Genomic DNA, 15,196 nt, shown 5'->3' on the forward strand with positions numbered 1-15,196 from the left:
CTCCTCGCGCGTCAGGCTGGCTGCCGTTCGCGTCGGTTGCCGTGAATGCGAATCAGCGAAACCAGAGCGTCCACCGACTGGCTAAGGCGACCATCGTTATTTAGCGTCAGACACGCGCTCGGCGTATAGCGCGCCGCGCGCGCCATGCGCTGGGCGATTTCTGTTTCGTTCTCCCGCCCGCGCCGCGCCAGGCGTTGTCTGAGCACCTCCGGTGAAACCTGCAAACAGATAGGCAGGAGGGCGTCAGCATAGCGCGCCTGCGCTTGCGCAAGGTGCGCGCGTGAACCGTTAGCGACCACGTCGAACCCGGCGTGCAGCCACAGGTCAATCTCGATGCCAATACCGTAGTAATGGTGGTTTGCATGCCAGCTGAGGGCAAACAGATGCTGCTCGGCGCGGGTAAAAAACTCTCGCTCGCTGAGGGCGATATGGTTTTCACCACCCGCATTGGGCGAACGAGTAATGTAGCGGTGCGCTACCAGCAGCTGTGGATGCTCACGCTGGCGCAGCGCCGCCAGCAGGCTGTCTTTACCGGAGCCGGAGGCACCGACCAGCCAAATCAGTTTTCCTGCCATCAGAAGACCCTCTTACCTTGCCGCCAGACGTGATCGATATGGATATGCTCGCCGTGACGGCGCGCCAGCACCAGGTCCGCCCGCTTACCTTCGGCAATCGCCCCGCGGTCGTGCAGCCCCAGCGCCTGCGCCGGGTTTTGACTTACCAGACGAATAGCCTGCGCGAGGGTAAAAGCGTTGCCCTCGTCGTCAGCGATGCGGAAAGCGGCATCCAGCAGGCTGGCGGGATAATAGTCGGAGGAGAGAATATCCAGCAGTCCGCTGGCCGCCAGATGATGGGCGGCGACGTTCCCGGAGTGCGAGCCGCCGCGCACGATATTCGGTGCGCCCATCAGGACGCTCATCCCATGCTGGCGCGAGGCCTGCGCTGCGGCGATAGTGGTGGGAAATTCGGCGATAACGCTGCCAAGCTGGCGTGACTCGAGCACATGTTCGCAGGTAGCGTCATCGTGGCTGGCCAGCGCGATATTCCGCTCGCGGCAGATCGCGGCGATGCGCTGCCGGTTGGGCTGTGACCAGGCAGCCGCCAGCGCCATCTGCTCCTCTTCGAAGGCGTCCATCTGTTCGTTGGTCAGATGGTATTTGCCCTGGTAGTAGTCGCGGTATTTGCTGCGGTCGGCGTACTGGCGCTGGCCAGGGGAGTGATCCATCAGGGAGACCATGCTCACCGGTTCGCGGCCAACCAGCTTCTCGAACAGCGGCAGAGTGGTGTGATGCGGCAGTTCGCAGCGCAGATGCAGCCGGTGTTCGGCGCGGTTGAGGCCCCGCTTTTGCGTCTCCTCCACGGCATTGATCATCTTTTCCAGGTTCTCCAGACGATCGCCGCCGTCGCGGACATCGCCAATAGCCACGGCATCCAGCACGGTGGTGATGCCGCTGGCGACCATCAGCGCGTCGTGGCTGCTCATCGCCGAGTGGGCGGGCCAGTCCACCTTCGGTCGCGGGGTGAAAAACTTGTCCAGGTTGTCGGTATGGAGCTCGATAAGTCCCGGCAGCAGCCAGCCGCCGTCGCCGTCAATGGCCTCCGCCAGCCGGCTCTGGCTTTCGGCAAAGGCTGAAATTCTGCCGTCCCGCACCTCCAGCGAACCGTTAACCACCTCGTCTTCGAGGACCAGCTTTACGTTGTTGATAATCATGCTGAAATCCCCATGGGGTGCAGGCGGTCGGCGACCTGCTTACGCGTGGCCTCGTCGTGGAAAATGCCGACGATCGACGCGCCGCGGGCTTTGGCTTTCTGGATCAGTTCCACCACGGCGGCGCGGTTTTTGTCGTCCAGCGAGGCGGTGGGTTCGTCGAGAAGCAAGATCGGGTAGTCCACCGCGAAGCCGCGGGCGATATTGACCCGCTGCTGTTCGCCGCCGGAAAAGGTCGAGGGGGCGAGGTGCCACAGACGTTCGGGCACGTTCAGGCGCGTCAGCAGGCGGGCGGCTTTACCGGCGCTCTCTTCGCGCGGGATGCCCAGCTCGAGCAGCGGCTGCATGACGACGTCGAGGGCGGAGATGCGCGGGATCACTCGCAGAAACTGGCTAACCCAGCCGATGGTGGTTTTACGCACTTCCAGGACTTGGCGCGGCGTGGCGGTGACCAGATCCACCCATTCATCGCCGTGGCGGATATAGATGTGGCCGCTATCGGGGAGATAGTTGGCGTACAGCGAACGCAGCAGGGTCGATTTTCCGCTGCCGGAGTGGCCGTGCAGCACCACGCATTCGCCGACGTTTACGCTCAGCGAGGCGTCGGCGAGTACCGGCAGACGCACGCCGTTCTGCTGGTGCAGAACAAAGGTTTTATGGATGTTTTCCACGCGAATGGCGTTCATTTTTAGCCTCATCGTGCCTGAATTTCCCCGGATCGCGGCGCGAACGCCTTATCCGGGCTACCTGATGCATTAATTCACGAAGCGCGACCGGGGATCGCCGGAGACGGCGCGTTGCGCCTGTCCGTGCTACCGGCTCGCAGACGGTCCGTCACCCGTAGCACGGTCAGCGCAGCGCCGCCGGGAGTGGACATACGCTCAGTTCTGCAATACCGACGACACCAGCAGCTGGGTGTAAGGATGATGGGGATCGTCGAGCACCCGGTCGGTTAAGCCGCTTTCCACCACCTGCCCCTGTTTCATCACCAGCAGACGGTTAGCCAGCAGGCGGGCAACGCCGAGGTCGTGGGTCACAATGACTACCGCCAGATTGAGCTCCACGACCAGGCCGCGCAGCAGATCGAGCAGGCGCGCCTGCACCGACACGTCCAGCCCGCCGGTAGGTTCATCCATAAACACCAGCCTCGGCTGCGTCACCAGATTGCGGGCGATTTGCAGACGCTGCTGCATGCCGCCGGAAAAGGTGGTGGGCAGGTCGTCAATGCGCGAAGGCGGGATCTCCACCTCCTGTAACCACTGCCCGGCGGTGGTGCGAATGTGGCCGTAGTGACGGGCGCCGATCGCCATCAGGCGCTCGCCGATATTGCCGCCGGCCGACACCTGGCGACGCAGCCCGTCCATCGGATGCTGATGCACCACGCCCCACTCGGTGCGCAGCAGGCGACGGCGATCCGCTTCGCTCATCGCGTACAGCGAACGATTCTGGTACCGCACTTCACCCTGCTGCGGCGTCAGGCGGGCGGAAATCGCCTGTAGAAGGGTGGTTTTACCGGAGCCGGACTCGCCAACGATACCCAGCACTTCTCCCGGCCACAGCTCGAACGATACGTCGCTGAAGCCTTTACCCGGCGCATAGAGGTGGGTCAGGTTATTCACCGCCAGTAACGGATAGCTCATTTTTTCTGCTCCTCGCACTGTTGGCGGCAATAGTCGGTATCGGAGCAGACAAACATCCGCTTGCCGCTGTCGTCGAGCACCACTTCATCAAGATAGCTGTGGCGTGAGCCGCAGATAGCACAGGGTTCATCCCACTCCTGAACGGTAAACGGATGATCGTCGAAATCGAGGCTCTCCACCGGGGTATAAGGCGGCACCGCATAGATGCGTTTTTCGCGCCCGGCGCCGAACAGCTGTAGCGCAGGCATCATATGCATCTTCGGATTATCAAATTTCGGAATCGGCGATGGGTCCATGACGTAGCGGCCGTTGACCTTCACCGGGTAGGCGTAGGTGGTGGCGATATGGCCGAAGCGGGCGATATCTTCGTACAGCTTCACCTGCATTACGCCGTACTCCTCCAGCGCATGCATGGTGCGGGTTTCGGTTTCGCGCGGCTCGATAAAGCGCAGCGGTTCCGGGATCGGCACCTGGAAGATGAGAATCTGATCTTCGGTCAGCGGCGTTTCCGGGATCCGGTGGCGGGTCTGGATCAGCGTGGCGTTCTCGGTACGTTCGGTGGTTGCGACGCCGGTTACGCGTTTGAAAAACTGACGAATCGATACCGCGTTGGTGGTGTCGTCGGCGCCCTGATCGATCACCTTCAGCACATCATTTTCGCCGATAATGCTGGCAGTAAGCTGAATACCGCCGGTTCCCCAGCCGTAGGGCATCGGCATCTCGCGACCGCCGAAGGGTACCTGGTAGCCGGGGATGGCCACCGCTTTCAGGATGGCGCGGCGGATCATGCGTTTGGTTTGCTCGTCGAGGTAGGCAAAGTTGTAGCCGGTCAGTGCGTTAGCCACGTTGATTCTCCCGTTGCAGGCGTTTAAGTAGCGCCAGTTCGGCCTGGAAATCGACATAGTGGGGAAGTTTTAAGTGCGAAACGAAACCGGCCGCCTCGACGTTATCGGCATGAGCCAGCACAAACTCTTCGTCCTGGGCCGGACCCGCCGCCTCTTCGCCGTACTCCGGCGCCTGGAGCGCGCGGTCAACCAGCGCCATCGCCATCGCTTTGCGCTCGCTCATGCCAAACGTCAGGCCGTAGCCGCGGGTGAAGTGCGGCGGTTCATCCTGAGGGTCGACAAAGCCGTTGACCATTTCGCATTCGGTCATCAACAGTTCGCCAATAGTGACGGTGAAGCCCAGCTCTTCCGGGACGATCTCCACCGCGACGTAGCCGCTGCGAATTTCCCCGGCAAACGGATGGTTGCGCCCGTAGCCGCGCTGGGTGGAGTAGGCCAGCGCCAGCAGGTAGCCCTCGTCGCCGCGCACCAGCTGCTGCAGGCGCGACGAGCGCGAACAGGGATAAACCGGCGGATGGCGGGTGATGTCGTCGGGCTGCGCGTCAGTATCCTGCTCCGCCTTCGCCAGTCCCTGCTGGACGAGCAGATTAAAAACGTGCGGCGTGGCTTCCTGCGGCGCGCTATCGGTCGCCAGCGGCGGCGTTTCGCCGTTGGCCAGTAGGGTAAAATCGAGCAGACGGTGGGTGTAATCGTAGGTCGGGCCGAGCATCTGGCCGCCGGGGATATCTTTATAGACCGCCGAGATCCGGCGCTCAAGGCGCATAGCGGCGGTGTCGACAGGCTCGCTGACCGCCAGTCTTTGCAGCGTGGTGCGGTAAGCGCGCAGCAGAAAAATCGCTTCGACGCTATCGCCGCTGGCCTGCTTCAGCGCCAGCGCCGCCAGCTCCCGGTCGGCGATACCGCCTTCGGTCATGACCCGATCCACCGCCAGATTGAGCTGTTGGCTAATCTGGTCAACGCTGATTTCAGGAAGCCGTCCATCGCCTCGGCGTTGCTGTTCCTGTAGGGCGTGAGCGGCGACGATCGCCTTCTCGCCGCCTTTGACGGCTACGTACATTAGCAGACCTCGACGTGAGTGGTGCGCGGAATCGCCAGCAGGCGTTCGCCGCAGGTGAGAATCAGATCGATACCCAGCGGGAACGGATGCGGGCGCTCGGTTAACTCTGCAATAATGCATTCCGGCAGCTGCGGGGCGATCATCCGCTCCTCGGCGATCCCGGCGCCGGTCAGGCGCAGCATCCGGCCGCCGCTGAGGCTGGCGAGCTGAACAATCAGCGTAACGCCGGTCTCCGGGGCGACGACGGTACCGGCGGAGAGCACGTTGAGCTGTTCGGCGCTGATGCTGTCACTGGCGACGGCGAAGGTTGCCTGCTGTGGCTGCTCAACCAGCGGCGCGCCGGTATGAAAGCGTAAATTCTGGCCGACCAGATCGTTATGCAGCGTCGGAGCGAGCCAGACCGGCGTCTCGTGATCCACCAGCGTCAGCAGCAGGCTGGTGGTGGCGACGTTCAGCGGCTGCCAGCCGTGCTGAAGTTGCTGCAGGGAGACAATCACGCCCGGCTCGCTCATCGCTTTCAGCAGGCGGCGGAAACTGTGCTGGGCATCCTGCACAGCCAGGGTAAAAGCGGGTTGTAAGGTCATGCGTTATCTCCGCGAACCAGAGTAAAGAAGTCGACCCGGCTGGCGTTGACTTCGGCGCGTCGGGCTTCAATGCGCGCGCTACGTTGTTCTTCCAGCGGGGTTATCAGGGTTTCCATCAGGGTGTGAAAATGGTGTGGCGACTGCATCAGGGCATCGATGGCCGCGCAACGTTCAGCGTGTGGACGATCGCGGCCTAAAATCCAGCTATAGCCGAGCGTGCCGTCGGCCAGGCGGATAGCGGCGCGGGTTAAGGTGGCGTCTCCGGCGAAAAATCGATCGCCGATGCCGCCCATGCGCGCCTGCAGCTGGACCAGCCCGGTTTCCGGGGCGCGAATCAGTTCATACTGCGGCGCGAGCTGCAGCGTTTGCATCCGCGCCGCCAGTTCTTGTGGGTCACTGTGGGCCAGCACGGACATCCAGCGCTGGCGGGTAGCGGTATCAAAGTGCATTCAGTGCTCCATGGTGAATTCAATCATGTCGGCGCGGGTCAGGCTGACGGAGTACTCCGTCGCGCTCTGCTCGCCCTGGCGATGATTCAGGGTGCGCACGCACAGCAGCGGCGCCATATTGGGAATGCCGAGAATGCGGCTCTCTTTGGCCAGCGCGCGGCGGGCGCTGATTTTGGTGCGTACGCGGGTCAGTTCGATATCAAGACGATTGCGCAACAGATCATGGAGCGAGCCGTGGGTAAAGGTTTGCAGAACCGGCCATAGCTGCAGGTCGGCAAAGTAGTGGTCTATCAGGCACAGGGCGACACCGTTAACGCGGCGCAGGGTGCGCAGGTGAATGACGTTATCGCCTTCACTGATGGCAAACGCATCGGCAACGTGGCTACTGGCCGGACGCAGCACCGACAGCAGTTTTTCGCTGGTCGGGTGGCTGCCCTGTTCGAGAAGATTCTGGCTAAAGCGCGCCTGGGCGTTGAGCGGGTAATCTATCGGGCGCATCAGTACCAGCACGCCGACGCCCTGACGGCGCTGGACCCAGCCGCGCTCGACAAGCTGATCGATGGCCCGGCGCAGGGTATGGCGGTTAACCTCAAACCGGGACGCCAGCTGCTGCTCGGCGGGCAGATAGTCGCCGCAGCGGTAATGATGGCAAAGCTCTTGCTCCAGTTTGGCGGCAATTTCCTGATATCGCGTGGGGTAACTGGTCGGATGTCTGGATAAGTACATGGCAATCGAGCCTCACTAAGGACAAGAAGGAGTTTTCCTCTGAGCGTGAGCCAATCCTGACGGTTTTTTGTTACGTTTCGGTTAACTCCTGATGACCGGGGGATGAAGAGTTAATGCCGAAGGGATGACAGGTAAGAGGGAATGAACGCACAGAGGCCCTCTACTGAAGGGAGAGGAAAAATCCGGGTGCGGAGTCAGCTGTGCGTGGGGGCTGCAGAGCGGCGCAGGGGTAACAAACTGCACCGCCGGGTACCCTCTCCCTTTCGGGGAGAGAGTTAGGGGGAGGGGAAAAGTGCAGCGTTAAGGTTCTTTCACCACGTTGACCATCCACGGGACGCCAAAGCGGTCGATCACTTTACCGAAGCCGTGTGCCCAGAATGTCTCCTGCCAGACCATCTCTATCTGCCCGCCGTCGGCGAGGCCGTCAAACCAGCGTTTACCCTCGATAACATCTTGTGGATCAAGCACGATAGTAAACCCGGCGTAGCGCTCCATTTTACTGGAGGGGCTGTCGCTGAGCATCAGGATGCTGTCGGCGATGCGCAGACTGGCGTGGGCGATGCCGTCGGCGGCCAGATGCTGGCCGGAGGGGCAGCCATCCTCTGCGTCATGAATATCCCGCGGCATTTCGCCCCAGGTGATTTTATGGAGAAGTTCAGCGCCCAGCGCCTGCTGGTAGAACGCGATGGCGGCCGCGCAGTTGCCGCTAAAAGCGATATAGGGACTCAGGGGCATAAGCATCACCTCAGGTAACGAATATTCCATTAAGCGTAGAAGGGGATTGCAAAATTAAGCCAGGCGGCAGCGAAGGAAGATGCAAGAAGAGGCGGAAGACGATCGGACAATTCGCAAAACGGCACGGGAAAATATATTTCCCCCCGACGACAGGCGCCGGGGGAATAAAATCAGTTCTTTTTAACAAATTCGGATTTTAGCTTCATCGGGCCAAAACCATCAATTTTACAGTCAATATTATGATCGCCTTCAACCAGGCGGATATTCTTCACTTTAGTACCGATTTTTAGCATTGAAGAGCTGCCTTTAACCTTGAGATCTTTTACGACGGTGACGCTGTCGCCGTCGGCGAGTAAATTACCGTTGGCATCTTTGACCACCAGCGCGTCGTTATCATCCGCAGGCTCGGCATTGTTCCATTCATGGGCGCATTCCGGGCAGATAAACATGCCGCCATCTTCATAAGTGTATTCAGAATGGCATTTTGGGCAGTGTGGCAGTTGCATGACGTTCCTCGCGATTACTGGGTAAAACAGGACGTTGGTCCATTAAATGGCGGCTGATAGCCGAAAGTGTAAGTGATTATAGCGCAATCCCGCACTTTTGTCGGGCCTTTTTTATGAGTTACTGCAGGGAAGAAAATGAATATACCCCGTGAAGAGCGACGGGGTTATTTCCATAAAAACCGCCAGATATTTCCGGAAATGTATCGCTAAGTTCCAATATTCATTGAACTTATTGGTTTTCGCCGACTCTGTTTAAGGGTAGGTAAATTTTTGTGAAGTTGATCCCAAATTTAAACGCTGTTAGGGTAAAAAGGCGAGAACGCAAATTCACTACACTTATTAGCGGCCCCGCATATTCATTATGGCCAGAGCAGGCGTCAACAGGTTCGGTTGTACGGACTGTCAGCAGACAGTGCAGGCAAACCTGCTACGCTTGAAATGTGGAGCACAGCAATTCGCCGCTCCCAACGCATGACGCGAATGACCTTGTCATTTGGCGGAGATTCGTGCGCTCAAGGCGAGAGCAAAAGAGGATAATTATGCTTAAAAGGAAAAAAGTAAAACCCATCACGCTTCGGGATGTGACCATCATTGATGATAGCAAACTGAAGAAAGCGATTACCGCAGCCTCGCTGGGTAACGCGATGGAGTGGTTCGATTTTGGGGTATATGGTTTTGTTGCGTATGCTCTTGGTAAGGTCTTTTTCCCCGATGCCAACCCTAGCGTGCAGATGATTGCTGCGCTCGGTACTTTCTCGGTTCCCTTCTTAATTCGTCCACTAGGCGGCCTGTTCTTCGGGATGCTGGGCGATAAATATGGTCGACAAAAAATTCTGGCGATAACCATCGTCATTATGTCGATAAGTACATTCTGTATCGGTCTTATTCCGTCGTATGCCACCATTGGTATCTGGGCGCCGATTCTGCTGCTGCTGTGTAAAATGGCGCAGGGATTCTCGGTGGGCGGAGAATATACCGGGGCATCGATCTTTGTGGCGGAATACTCGCCTGACCGTAAACGCGGCTTTATGGGCAGCTGGCTGGACTTCGGTTCGATAGCGGGCTTCGTGATGGGCGCGGGCGTGGTGGTACTCATTTCCAGCATGGTAGGCGAAGAGAACTTCCTCGACTGGGGCTGGCGTATTCCGTTCTTCCTCGCGCTGCCGTTAGGCATTATTGGTCTTTATCTGCGCCATGCGCTGGAAGAGACGCCGGCGTTCCAGCAGCACGTTGATAAAATGGAGCAGGGCGACCGCGAGGGCCTACAGGACGGGCCGAAAGTCTCCTTTAAAGAGATTGCCACTAAACACTGGCGTAGCCTGCTGACCTGTATCGGTCTGGTGATTTCCACCAACGTGACCTACTACATGCTGCTGACCTACATGCCGAGCTACCTGTCGCATAACCTGCACTATTCAGAAGACCACGGGGTGCTGATCATCATCGCCATCATGGTCGGGATGCTGTTCGTTCAGCCGGTTATCGGTATGCTCAGCGACCGTTTTGGCCGTCGCCCGTTCATTCTGATTGGTAGCGTGGCGCTGTTCGCGCTGTCGATTCCGGCATTCATCATGATTAACAGTAACGTTCTCGGCCTGATTTTCGCCGGTCTGCTGGTGCTGGCGGTTGTGCTGAACTGCTTTATCGGGGTGATGGCTTCGTCGCTGCCGGCGATGTTCCCGACCCACATTCGTTTTAGCGCCCTGGCCAGCGCCTTCAACATCTCGGTGCTGATTGCCGGTCTGACGCCAACCCTGGCGGCGTGGCTGGTAGAAAGCACGCAGAACCTGATGATGCCGGCTTACTATCTGATGGTAATTGCAGTTATCGGTCTGATTACCGGCCTGTCGATGAAAGAGACCGCCAATCGTCCGCTGAAAGGGGCGACGCCAGCGGCTTCGGATATTCAGGAAGCGAAAGAAATTCTCGGCGAGCACTACGATAACATCGAGCATAAAATCGAAGATATCGATCAGGAGATCGCCGATCTGCAGGAAAAACGTTCTCGTCTGGTGCAGCAGCATCCGCGCATCAACGACTAAACCGTTTTGCTGTTAATCAATGCCGCCGTGGGCTTCCCCGGCGGCATTTTTTTATGCCCCGGCGGGCGCCAGATTATGGCGACGCTGCTGGCTCAGCCTGCGATACTGCTGCGGCGGCATGCCGACATATTTATTAAAAGTGCTGTAAAAGCGGCTGCTGGAGCCGAAACCGGCGGTCAGGGCGATATCGAGGATGGTCTTATCGGTGTCGCTGAGCAGCGCCCGAACGTGATTAATGCGCATCGCGGTAATGTACTGCTTCATGGTTTGCTGCATCACCCGCTGAAAAATCCCCATCGCGTAGTTGGCATTCAGCTTCACATGCTCGGCGACATCGTTGACGGTGAGCGCCCGATCGTAGTGGATGGCAATATATTCCAGCATCTGGCTGACGTAAAACTGGGCGTGGCGCGAAACGCTGTTCTTATGCGTGCGTGAAGTCTTGTTCACCAGAATCGGCTGCCAGCCGGAGAGGCTCAGGCGCTTGAGCATCAGAGCGATTTCATCGATCGCTAACTGGCGGATTTGCTCATTATCGCTGTTCAGCTCCTGCTGCCAGCGCTGGACTTCAAATACGCTGAGCTGCTGGGCAGCCAGCGATTTCACCACCATACCGTGGGTGACGTGGTTAATAAGCTCCCGATCCAGCGGCCAGGATAAAAACAGATGCATCGGCAGGTTGAAGATAGCCATCTGCCTGCAGGCCCCTGGTCGGGTAAGGCGATGGGGCGTACAGGCCCAGAACAGGGTGATATAGCCCTGCTCGATACGTACCGCTTCATCGTTGATCAGATACTCGACATCGCCGTCGAAGGGGACGTTCACCTCCACCTGACCGTGCCAGTGGCTGGCGGTCATGGCATAAGGAGTACGCAGCTCGATATCCATCCGCTGGTATTCAGAGTAGAGCGCCAGCGGGCTGCGGGGCAGTCGATCGTCGCTGCTGCTCATATACGCGTCGGCGGGATGCGCTGCGCGGGGTTTATCGATCATGATGTAAATTCCTGAATCATCATTCTTGCCGATTTTTGACGCCAGTCAGCGCTTATCTTAGTCGAATTAAAGGCCCGTTTTCTCTTCTTTTTCGCCCATTTATTCCCGAAAAATCAGTTTTCATGCTTGCCGGTAGCCGATCTGAGTTTTCGGGAATGCTCCGGCGGGAAGAGGGCAGCCCGCCGGTAGTCCGGCATGCCACTCTGTTAACGTTCACTAACCCTACGGAGAGCACCCTATGTCTGCCCCCAAAATTACCTTTATCGGCGCCGGTTCGACGGTATTCGTCAAAAATATACTCGGCGATGTGTTTCAGCGCCCGGCGCTAAAGTCCGCGCATATCGCCCTGATGGATATCGATGCGACTCGTCTGGAGGAGTCGCATATTGTGGTGCGCAAACTGATGGATTCTCTGGGCGCGGAGGGGGAAATCAGCTGCCATCGCGACCAGAAAGCGGCGCTGCAGGACGCGGATTTTGTGGTGGTGGCCTTCCAGATTGGCGGCTATCAGCCCTGTACGGTCACCGATTTTGAAGTCTGTAAGCTGCATGGCGTGGAGCAAACTATTGCCGATACGCTTGGCCCGGGCGGAATTATGCGCGCGCTGCGCACCATTCCGCACCTGTGGCGCATCTGCGACGATATGACCGAAGTTTGCCCGAATGCCACTATGCTTAACTACGTCAATCCGATGGCGATGAATACCTGGGCGATGTACGCCCGCTATCCGCATATTAAGCAGGTCGGACTGTGTCATTCGGTGCAGGGGACGGCGGAGGAACTGGCCCACGATCTGGATCTCGACCCGGCGGATTTACGCTACCGCTGCGCCGGTATCAATCATATGGCCTTTTACCTGTCGCTGGAGAAAAAGCTCAGCGACGGCAGCTATGTCAGTATTTACCCGGAGATGCTGCAGGCATTTGCCGAAGGACGCGCGCCGAAGCATCGCGAAGATTCGCGCTGTCAGAACATCGTCCGCTATGAGATGTTTAAAAAGCTGGGCTATTTTGTCACGGAGTCGTCCGAGCACTTCGCGGAATACACTCCCTGGTTTATCAAGCCGGGGCGTGAGGATCTGATTGCGCGCTATCAGGTGCCGCTGGATGAGTATCCGAAACGCTGCGTAGAGCAGGTGGCGAACTGGCACAAAGAGCTGGAGCGGTATAAAACCAGCGAGCGCATTGAGGTCAAACCCTCGCGCGAGTACGCCAGCACCATTATGAACGCCATCTGGACAGGCGAGCCGAGCGTGATCTACGGTAACGTGCGTAACGATAATCTTATCGATAACCTGCCGCAGGGCTGCTGCGTGGAGGTGGCCTGTCTGGTGGACGCTAACGGCATTCAACCGACCAAAGCGGGCAAGCTGCCTGCCCATCTGGCGGCAATGATGCAAACCAATATCAACGTTCAGACCCTGCTGACGGAGGCGATACTCACGGAAAATCGCGACTATATCTACTATGCGACGATGATGGACCCGCATACGGCGGCGGTGCTGGGCATTGAGGAGATCTATGCGCTGGTGGACGATCTGATCGACAGCCACGGCGACTGGCTGCCGGCGTGGGTGCATGGCTAATCAGGTATTGTGTCGGATGACGGCTAGCGCCTTATCCGGCCTGGAGGTGGCTTTGCGTTTTTCTCCCGGCTCGCGCTGCGCTTAGCCGGGCTACGGGTTTACCGCCATCAGCGTACACGTAGCCCGGACAAGGCGCGTCAAGCGCCGCCTCCGGGGAACAGCGCGCAATGTCGCTTCAGATTATCTTCCGTGTGGCGCTGCGCTTAACCGGGCTACGGATTTACCACCGTCTGCGGATGGGGTTTAACCATGCGTCAGAAAGCGCGCCAGCCGCTGCTGCAGAATTTGATTTTCACGGCTCAGGCGCGCGTTCTCGTCAAGCAGCGTCAAGGCGACGGCGATCCCCGGCCAGTCCAGCTCCAGCTCTTTGCGTAAGCGTACGGCGCGGTGAACAATTGTCACCGCACTATCGTCAAACAGCCACTTTTCCCGCTGCGGCTGGCGCGGCTCGATCATGCCGAGGCCGACAATTTCGTTCAGCTCCTCCTCGGAAAGGCCGGTGTGGAGACAAAATTCGGTAATCGTAAACGTCACTGTTATCTTAGCCATCAGGCTTTCCCCCATGTCTTACGCGGCTCGAAGCTGGATTGCGCATCGGCCAGCTGCTGCCAGAGCTCGCGGCTCTTCTCATCCGATTTTGGCGGCATAACGATTTTAATCACGGCGTACAGATCGCCAGTGGTGGTTTTGCTGGCCAGCCCTTTGCCCTTGACGCGCAGGCGCTGTCCGGCCTGGCTGCCCGGCGGGATGGTCAACAGAATGCTCTCTTTGAGCGTCGGGATAGTGACTTTGGTGCCTAATGCCGCTTCCCATGGTGCCAGCGGCAGGACAATTTCAAGGTTATGTCCGACGATATCAAACAGCGGATGCGGGGCGATATGTATCACCAGCCACAGGTCGCCGTTCGGGCCGCCATTCTCGCCGGGGGTGCCCTGGCCTTTCAGGCGGATGCGCTGGCCGTCGACGACGCCTGCGGGAATTTTTACGTTCAGGGTTTTCGGCGTTTCGCTTTCAACCATGCCAAAGACGTTATACACCGGCAGCTTATAGCTGATAGTGCGCGTCTGCTCGGCTAAAGTCTCTTCAAGGAAAACCGCGACTTCTATCTCTAAATCATGGCCGCGCACGCCCTGCTGGCGGCGGCTATGATGCGCCTGCTGGCCAAACATGGAGGAGAAGATGTCGTCAAAGTCCTGCTGGCTGTAGCTCTGCTCGTGGGAGTGTTGTTGCTGACGGCCAAAGTGCGGATCGTTGCGGTGCTGCCACAGTTGGTCGTATTCAGCGCGGCGCTGGTCATCTTTAAGCACTTCCCAGGCTTCGGCGAGATCTTTGAACCTGGCTTCGGCATCGTTTTCTTTACTGACATCGGGGTGATATTTGCGTGCCAGACGGCGATAGGCGGTCTTAATGGTTTTCAGATCGTCCGTTGGCTGAACCCCTAAAATGGCATAATAATCCTTTAATTCCATGATGTTATCTCATTTATGCGCAATATTACGGTTACAGATCCCTGGAACAGGTGTCTTTATTAAGCGTAGGGCAAATGAGGACGGATGTGGCGGAAAAGTGGCGCAAACTTGACGCCGTCGGGATCGACGGCGACAGAACGTGGATAACCCTATTCGGCAGAAGGCCTGCTGCGGTTCCTGCGCAGCCCTTCCAGCAGCACCAGGGCAGCGCCAATGGCACCGCCGATCAACGGAAGGGCGGCTGGCGCGTTGGGGAACAGATGAACGATGGTGACATCGCTCACCATCATTGAGCCGGCTATCCAGCCGATAAGCGCGCCGCCCAGCATCACCACCGACGGGAAGCGGTTAAGGATCGCCAACACCAGTTTACTGCCCGCGACAATAATCGGGATGCTGATCAGCACCCCCAGCGCGACCAGCAGCAGATGGCCTTTTCCGGCGGCGGCGACGGCCAGTACGTTGTCCAGCGACATAATGACATCGGCAACGGTAATGGTGACCGCAGTACGCCACAGGCTGCTGGAGCTGCTGATTTCATTCTCTTCTTCCTGATTGGTGACCAGCTTGATACCGATCCACAACAGCATCAGAGCGCCAACCACTTTCAACCACGGCAATGAGAGCAAATAAATAGCCACGGCCAGCAGCAGCACGCGCGCCGCTATCGCACCAAAGGTGCCGATAATAATCGCTTTGGTCCGCTGATGCGGCGGCAGCTTACGGCAGGCCATTGCGATCACCACCGCGTTGTCGCCACCTAATAACAGGTCGATAGCGATAATTTGCAGCAGGATAACCGCTACGTCCCACTGACTGAAAAACTCATTCATACCTAACTCATCTAACTAAAAAGA

17 protein-coding genes are annotated in these 15,196 nt (G+C 58.3%); 2 read left to right on the plus strand and 15 right to left on the minus strand.

The genetic code is table 11. The features are described 5' to 3' along the window. Positions 1-11: 11 nt before the first annotated feature. From phnN to K2184_RS09935, 11 genes are all read right to left on the minus strand, one after another. Positions 12-575 carry a ribose 1,5-bisphosphokinase gene (gene phnN / locus K2184_RS09885; RefSeq protein WP_004117297.1) on the minus strand — a complete coding sequence of 188 codons (564 nt, stop codon included), beginning with the start codon at positions 573-575 and terminating at the stop codon, positions 12-14. Further along, on the minus strand, positions 575-1,711 hold the full coding sequence (gene phnM, locus K2184_RS09890) for an alpha-D-ribose 1-methylphosphonate 5-triphosphate diphosphatase (RefSeq protein WP_016808416.1): 1,137 nt from the start codon (positions 1,709-1,711) through the stop codon (positions 575-577). The genes phnN and phnM overlap by 1 nt, the downstream gene beginning before the upstream one ends. Beyond that, complete coding sequence (gene phnL / locus K2184_RS09895) at positions 1,708-2,394, minus strand: phosphonate C-P lyase system protein PhnL (RefSeq protein WP_163525817.1); 687 nt, start codon at positions 2,392-2,394, stop codon at positions 1,708-1,710. Before phnL ends, phnM begins: the two co-directional genes overlap by 4 nt. Before the next feature lie 195 nt (positions 2,395-2,589). Beyond that, a complete protein-coding gene (gene phnK / locus K2184_RS09900) occupies positions 2,590-3,348 on the minus strand; it encodes a phosphonate C-P lyase system protein PhnK (protein ID WP_163525818.1) in 759 nt (252 codons plus the stop codon). Further along, positions 3,345-4,193 carry an alpha-D-ribose 1-methylphosphonate 5-phosphate C-P-lyase PhnJ gene (locus tag K2184_RS09905; protein WP_064356265.1) on the minus strand — a complete coding sequence of 283 codons (849 nt, stop codon included), beginning with the start codon at positions 4,191-4,193 and terminating at the stop codon, positions 3,345-3,347. Before K2184_RS09905 ends, phnK begins: the two co-directional genes overlap by 4 nt. Further along, positions 4,186-5,250 (minus strand): carbon-phosphorus lyase complex subunit PhnI, encoded by a 1,065-nt coding sequence (locus K2184_RS09910; protein ID WP_004109397.1) that lies wholly within the window; start codon positions 5,248-5,250, stop codon positions 4,186-4,188. Before K2184_RS09910 ends, K2184_RS09905 begins: the two co-directional genes overlap by 8 nt. Continuing rightward, a complete protein-coding gene (gene phnH / locus K2184_RS09915; protein ID WP_004109396.1) occupies positions 5,250-5,834 on the minus strand; it encodes a phosphonate C-P lyase system protein PhnH in 585 nt (194 codons plus the stop codon). The genes K2184_RS09910 and phnH overlap by 1 nt, the downstream gene beginning before the upstream one ends. Further along, positions 5,831-6,283, minus strand: coding sequence for a phosphonate C-P lyase system protein PhnG (gene phnG, locus K2184_RS09920; RefSeq protein ID WP_004109395.1), 453 nt, complete (start codon positions 6,281-6,283; stop codon positions 5,831-5,833). Before phnG ends, phnH begins: the two co-directional genes overlap by 4 nt. Continuing rightward, positions 6,284-7,009: a phosphonate metabolism transcriptional regulator PhnF gene (phnF, locus tag K2184_RS09925; protein ID WP_163525819.1), complete on the minus strand. Its 726-nt coding sequence runs from the start codon at positions 7,007-7,009 to the stop codon at positions 6,284-6,286. Positions 7,010-7,309: 300 nt separating this feature from the next. Beyond that, on the minus strand, positions 7,310-7,744 hold the full coding sequence (yjdN, locus tag K2184_RS09930; protein WP_016808411.1) for a VOC family metalloprotein YjdN: 435 nt from the start codon (positions 7,742-7,744) through the stop codon (positions 7,310-7,312). Positions 7,745-7,914: 170 nt separating this feature from the next. Beyond that, entirely contained in the window at positions 7,915-8,250 is a 336-nt protein-coding gene (locus tag K2184_RS09935; RefSeq protein ID WP_004097870.1) for a zinc ribbon domain-containing protein YjdM, read from the minus strand. A 539-nt stretch (positions 8,251-8,789) separates the two neighbouring features. Between K2184_RS09935 and proP the strand changes: the two genes are divergently transcribed. After that, on the plus strand, positions 8,790-10,292 hold the full coding sequence (gene proP, locus K2184_RS09940) for a glycine betaine/L-proline transporter ProP (RefSeq protein ID WP_004109391.1): 1,503 nt from the start codon (positions 8,790-8,792) through the stop codon (positions 10,290-10,292). 51 nt (positions 10,293-10,343) lie between these two features. Here the strand turns inward: proP and melR are convergent, their stop codons facing one another. Next, positions 10,344-11,285, minus strand: a complete 942-nt coding sequence (gene melR, locus K2184_RS09945; protein ID WP_004117308.1) for a transcriptional regulator MelR — start codon at positions 11,283-11,285, stop codon at positions 10,344-10,346. Between the two features lie 238 nt (positions 11,286-11,523). On the opposite strand from melR, the gene K2184_RS09950 reads away from it, so the two are divergent. Then, positions 11,524-12,870, plus strand: a complete 1,347-nt coding sequence (locus K2184_RS09950) for an alpha-glucosidase/alpha-galactosidase (RefSeq protein WP_004109389.1) — start codon at positions 11,524-11,526, stop codon at positions 12,868-12,870. A gap of 243 nt (positions 12,871-13,113) precedes the next feature. On the opposite strand, the gene cbpM is transcribed toward K2184_RS09950, so the two are convergent. From cbpM to K2184_RS09965, 3 genes are all read right to left on the minus strand, one after another. Further along, the gene (cbpM, locus tag K2184_RS09955; RefSeq protein WP_004109388.1) at positions 13,114-13,419 is read right to left on the minus strand and encodes a chaperone modulator CbpM; all 306 of its coding nucleotides are present in this window, start codon (positions 13,417-13,419) and stop codon (positions 13,114-13,116) included. Then, positions 13,419-14,339 (minus strand): curved DNA-binding protein, encoded by a 921-nt coding sequence (gene cbpA / locus K2184_RS09960; RefSeq protein ID WP_163525820.1) that lies wholly within the window; start codon positions 14,337-14,339, stop codon positions 13,419-13,421. Before cbpA ends, cbpM begins: the two co-directional genes overlap by 1 nt. A gap of 149 nt (positions 14,340-14,488) precedes the next feature. Next, on the minus strand, positions 14,489-15,172 hold the full coding sequence (locus tag K2184_RS09965; protein ID WP_004109381.1) for a TerC family protein: 684 nt from the start codon (positions 15,170-15,172) through the stop codon (positions 14,489-14,491). Positions 15,173-15,196 lie beyond the last annotated feature (24 nt).

The sequence above is a fragment of the Klebsiella sp. K5-306 genome (assembly GCF_051835185.1).
GTDB classification, from domain to species: domain Bacteria; phylum Pseudomonadota; class Gammaproteobacteria; order Enterobacterales; family Enterobacteriaceae; genus Klebsiella; species Klebsiella oxytoca.

Bases quoted from the DNA above. Each gene is read 5' to 3' on its own strand.
- phnN (WP_004117297.1), bottom strand. From the start codon at position 575: ATGGCAGGAAAACTGATTTGGCTGGTCGGTGCCTCCGGCTCCGGTAAA.
- phnM (WP_016808416.1), bottom strand. From the start codon at position 1,711: ATGATTATCAACAACGTAAAGCTGGTCCTCGAAGACGAGGTGGTTAAC.
- phnL (WP_163525817.1), bottom strand. From the start codon at position 2,394: ATGAACGCCATTCGCGTGGAAAACATCCATAAAACCTTTGTTCTGCAC.
- phnK (WP_163525818.1), bottom strand. From the start codon at position 3,348: ATGAGCTATCCGTTACTGGCGGTGAATAACCTGACCCACCTCTATGCG.
- K2184_RS09910 (WP_004109397.1), bottom strand. From the start codon at position 5,250: ATGTACGTAGCCGTCAAAGGCGGCGAGAAGGCGATCGTCGCCGCTCAC.
- phnH (WP_004109396.1), bottom strand. From the start codon at position 5,834: ATGACCTTACAACCCGCTTTTACCCTGGCTGTGCAGGATGCCCAGCAC.
- phnG (WP_004109395.1), bottom strand. From the start codon at position 6,283: ATGCACTTTGATACCGCTACCCGCCAGCGCTGGATGTCCGTGCTGGCC.
- phnF (WP_163525819.1), bottom strand. From the start codon at position 7,009: ATGTACTTATCCAGACATCCGACCAGTTACCCCACGCGATATCAGGAA.
- yjdN (WP_016808411.1), bottom strand. From the start codon at position 7,744: ATGCCCCTGAGTCCCTATATCGCTTTTAGCGGCAACTGCGCGGCCGCC.
- K2184_RS09935 (WP_004097870.1), bottom strand. From the start codon at position 8,250: ATGCAACTGCCACACTGCCCAAAATGCCATTCTGAATACACTTATGAA.
- proP (WP_004109391.1), top strand. From the start codon at position 8,790: ATGCTTAAAAGGAAAAAAGTAAAACCCATCACGCTTCGGGATGTGACC.
- melR (WP_004117308.1), bottom strand. From the start codon at position 11,285: ATGATCGATAAACCCCGCGCAGCGCATCCCGCCGACGCGTATATGAGC.
- K2184_RS09950 (WP_004109389.1), top strand. From the start codon at position 11,524: ATGTCTGCCCCCAAAATTACCTTTATCGGCGCCGGTTCGACGGTATTC.
- cbpM (WP_004109388.1), bottom strand. From the start codon at position 13,419: ATGGCTAAGATAACAGTGACGTTTACGATTACCGAATTTTGTCTCCAC.
- cbpA (WP_163525820.1), bottom strand. From the start codon at position 14,339: ATGGAATTAAAGGATTATTATGCCATTTTAGGGGTTCAGCCAACGGAC.
- K2184_RS09965 (WP_004109381.1), bottom strand. From the start codon at position 15,172: ATGAATGAGTTTTTCAGTCAGTGGGACGTAGCGGTTATCCTGCTGCAA.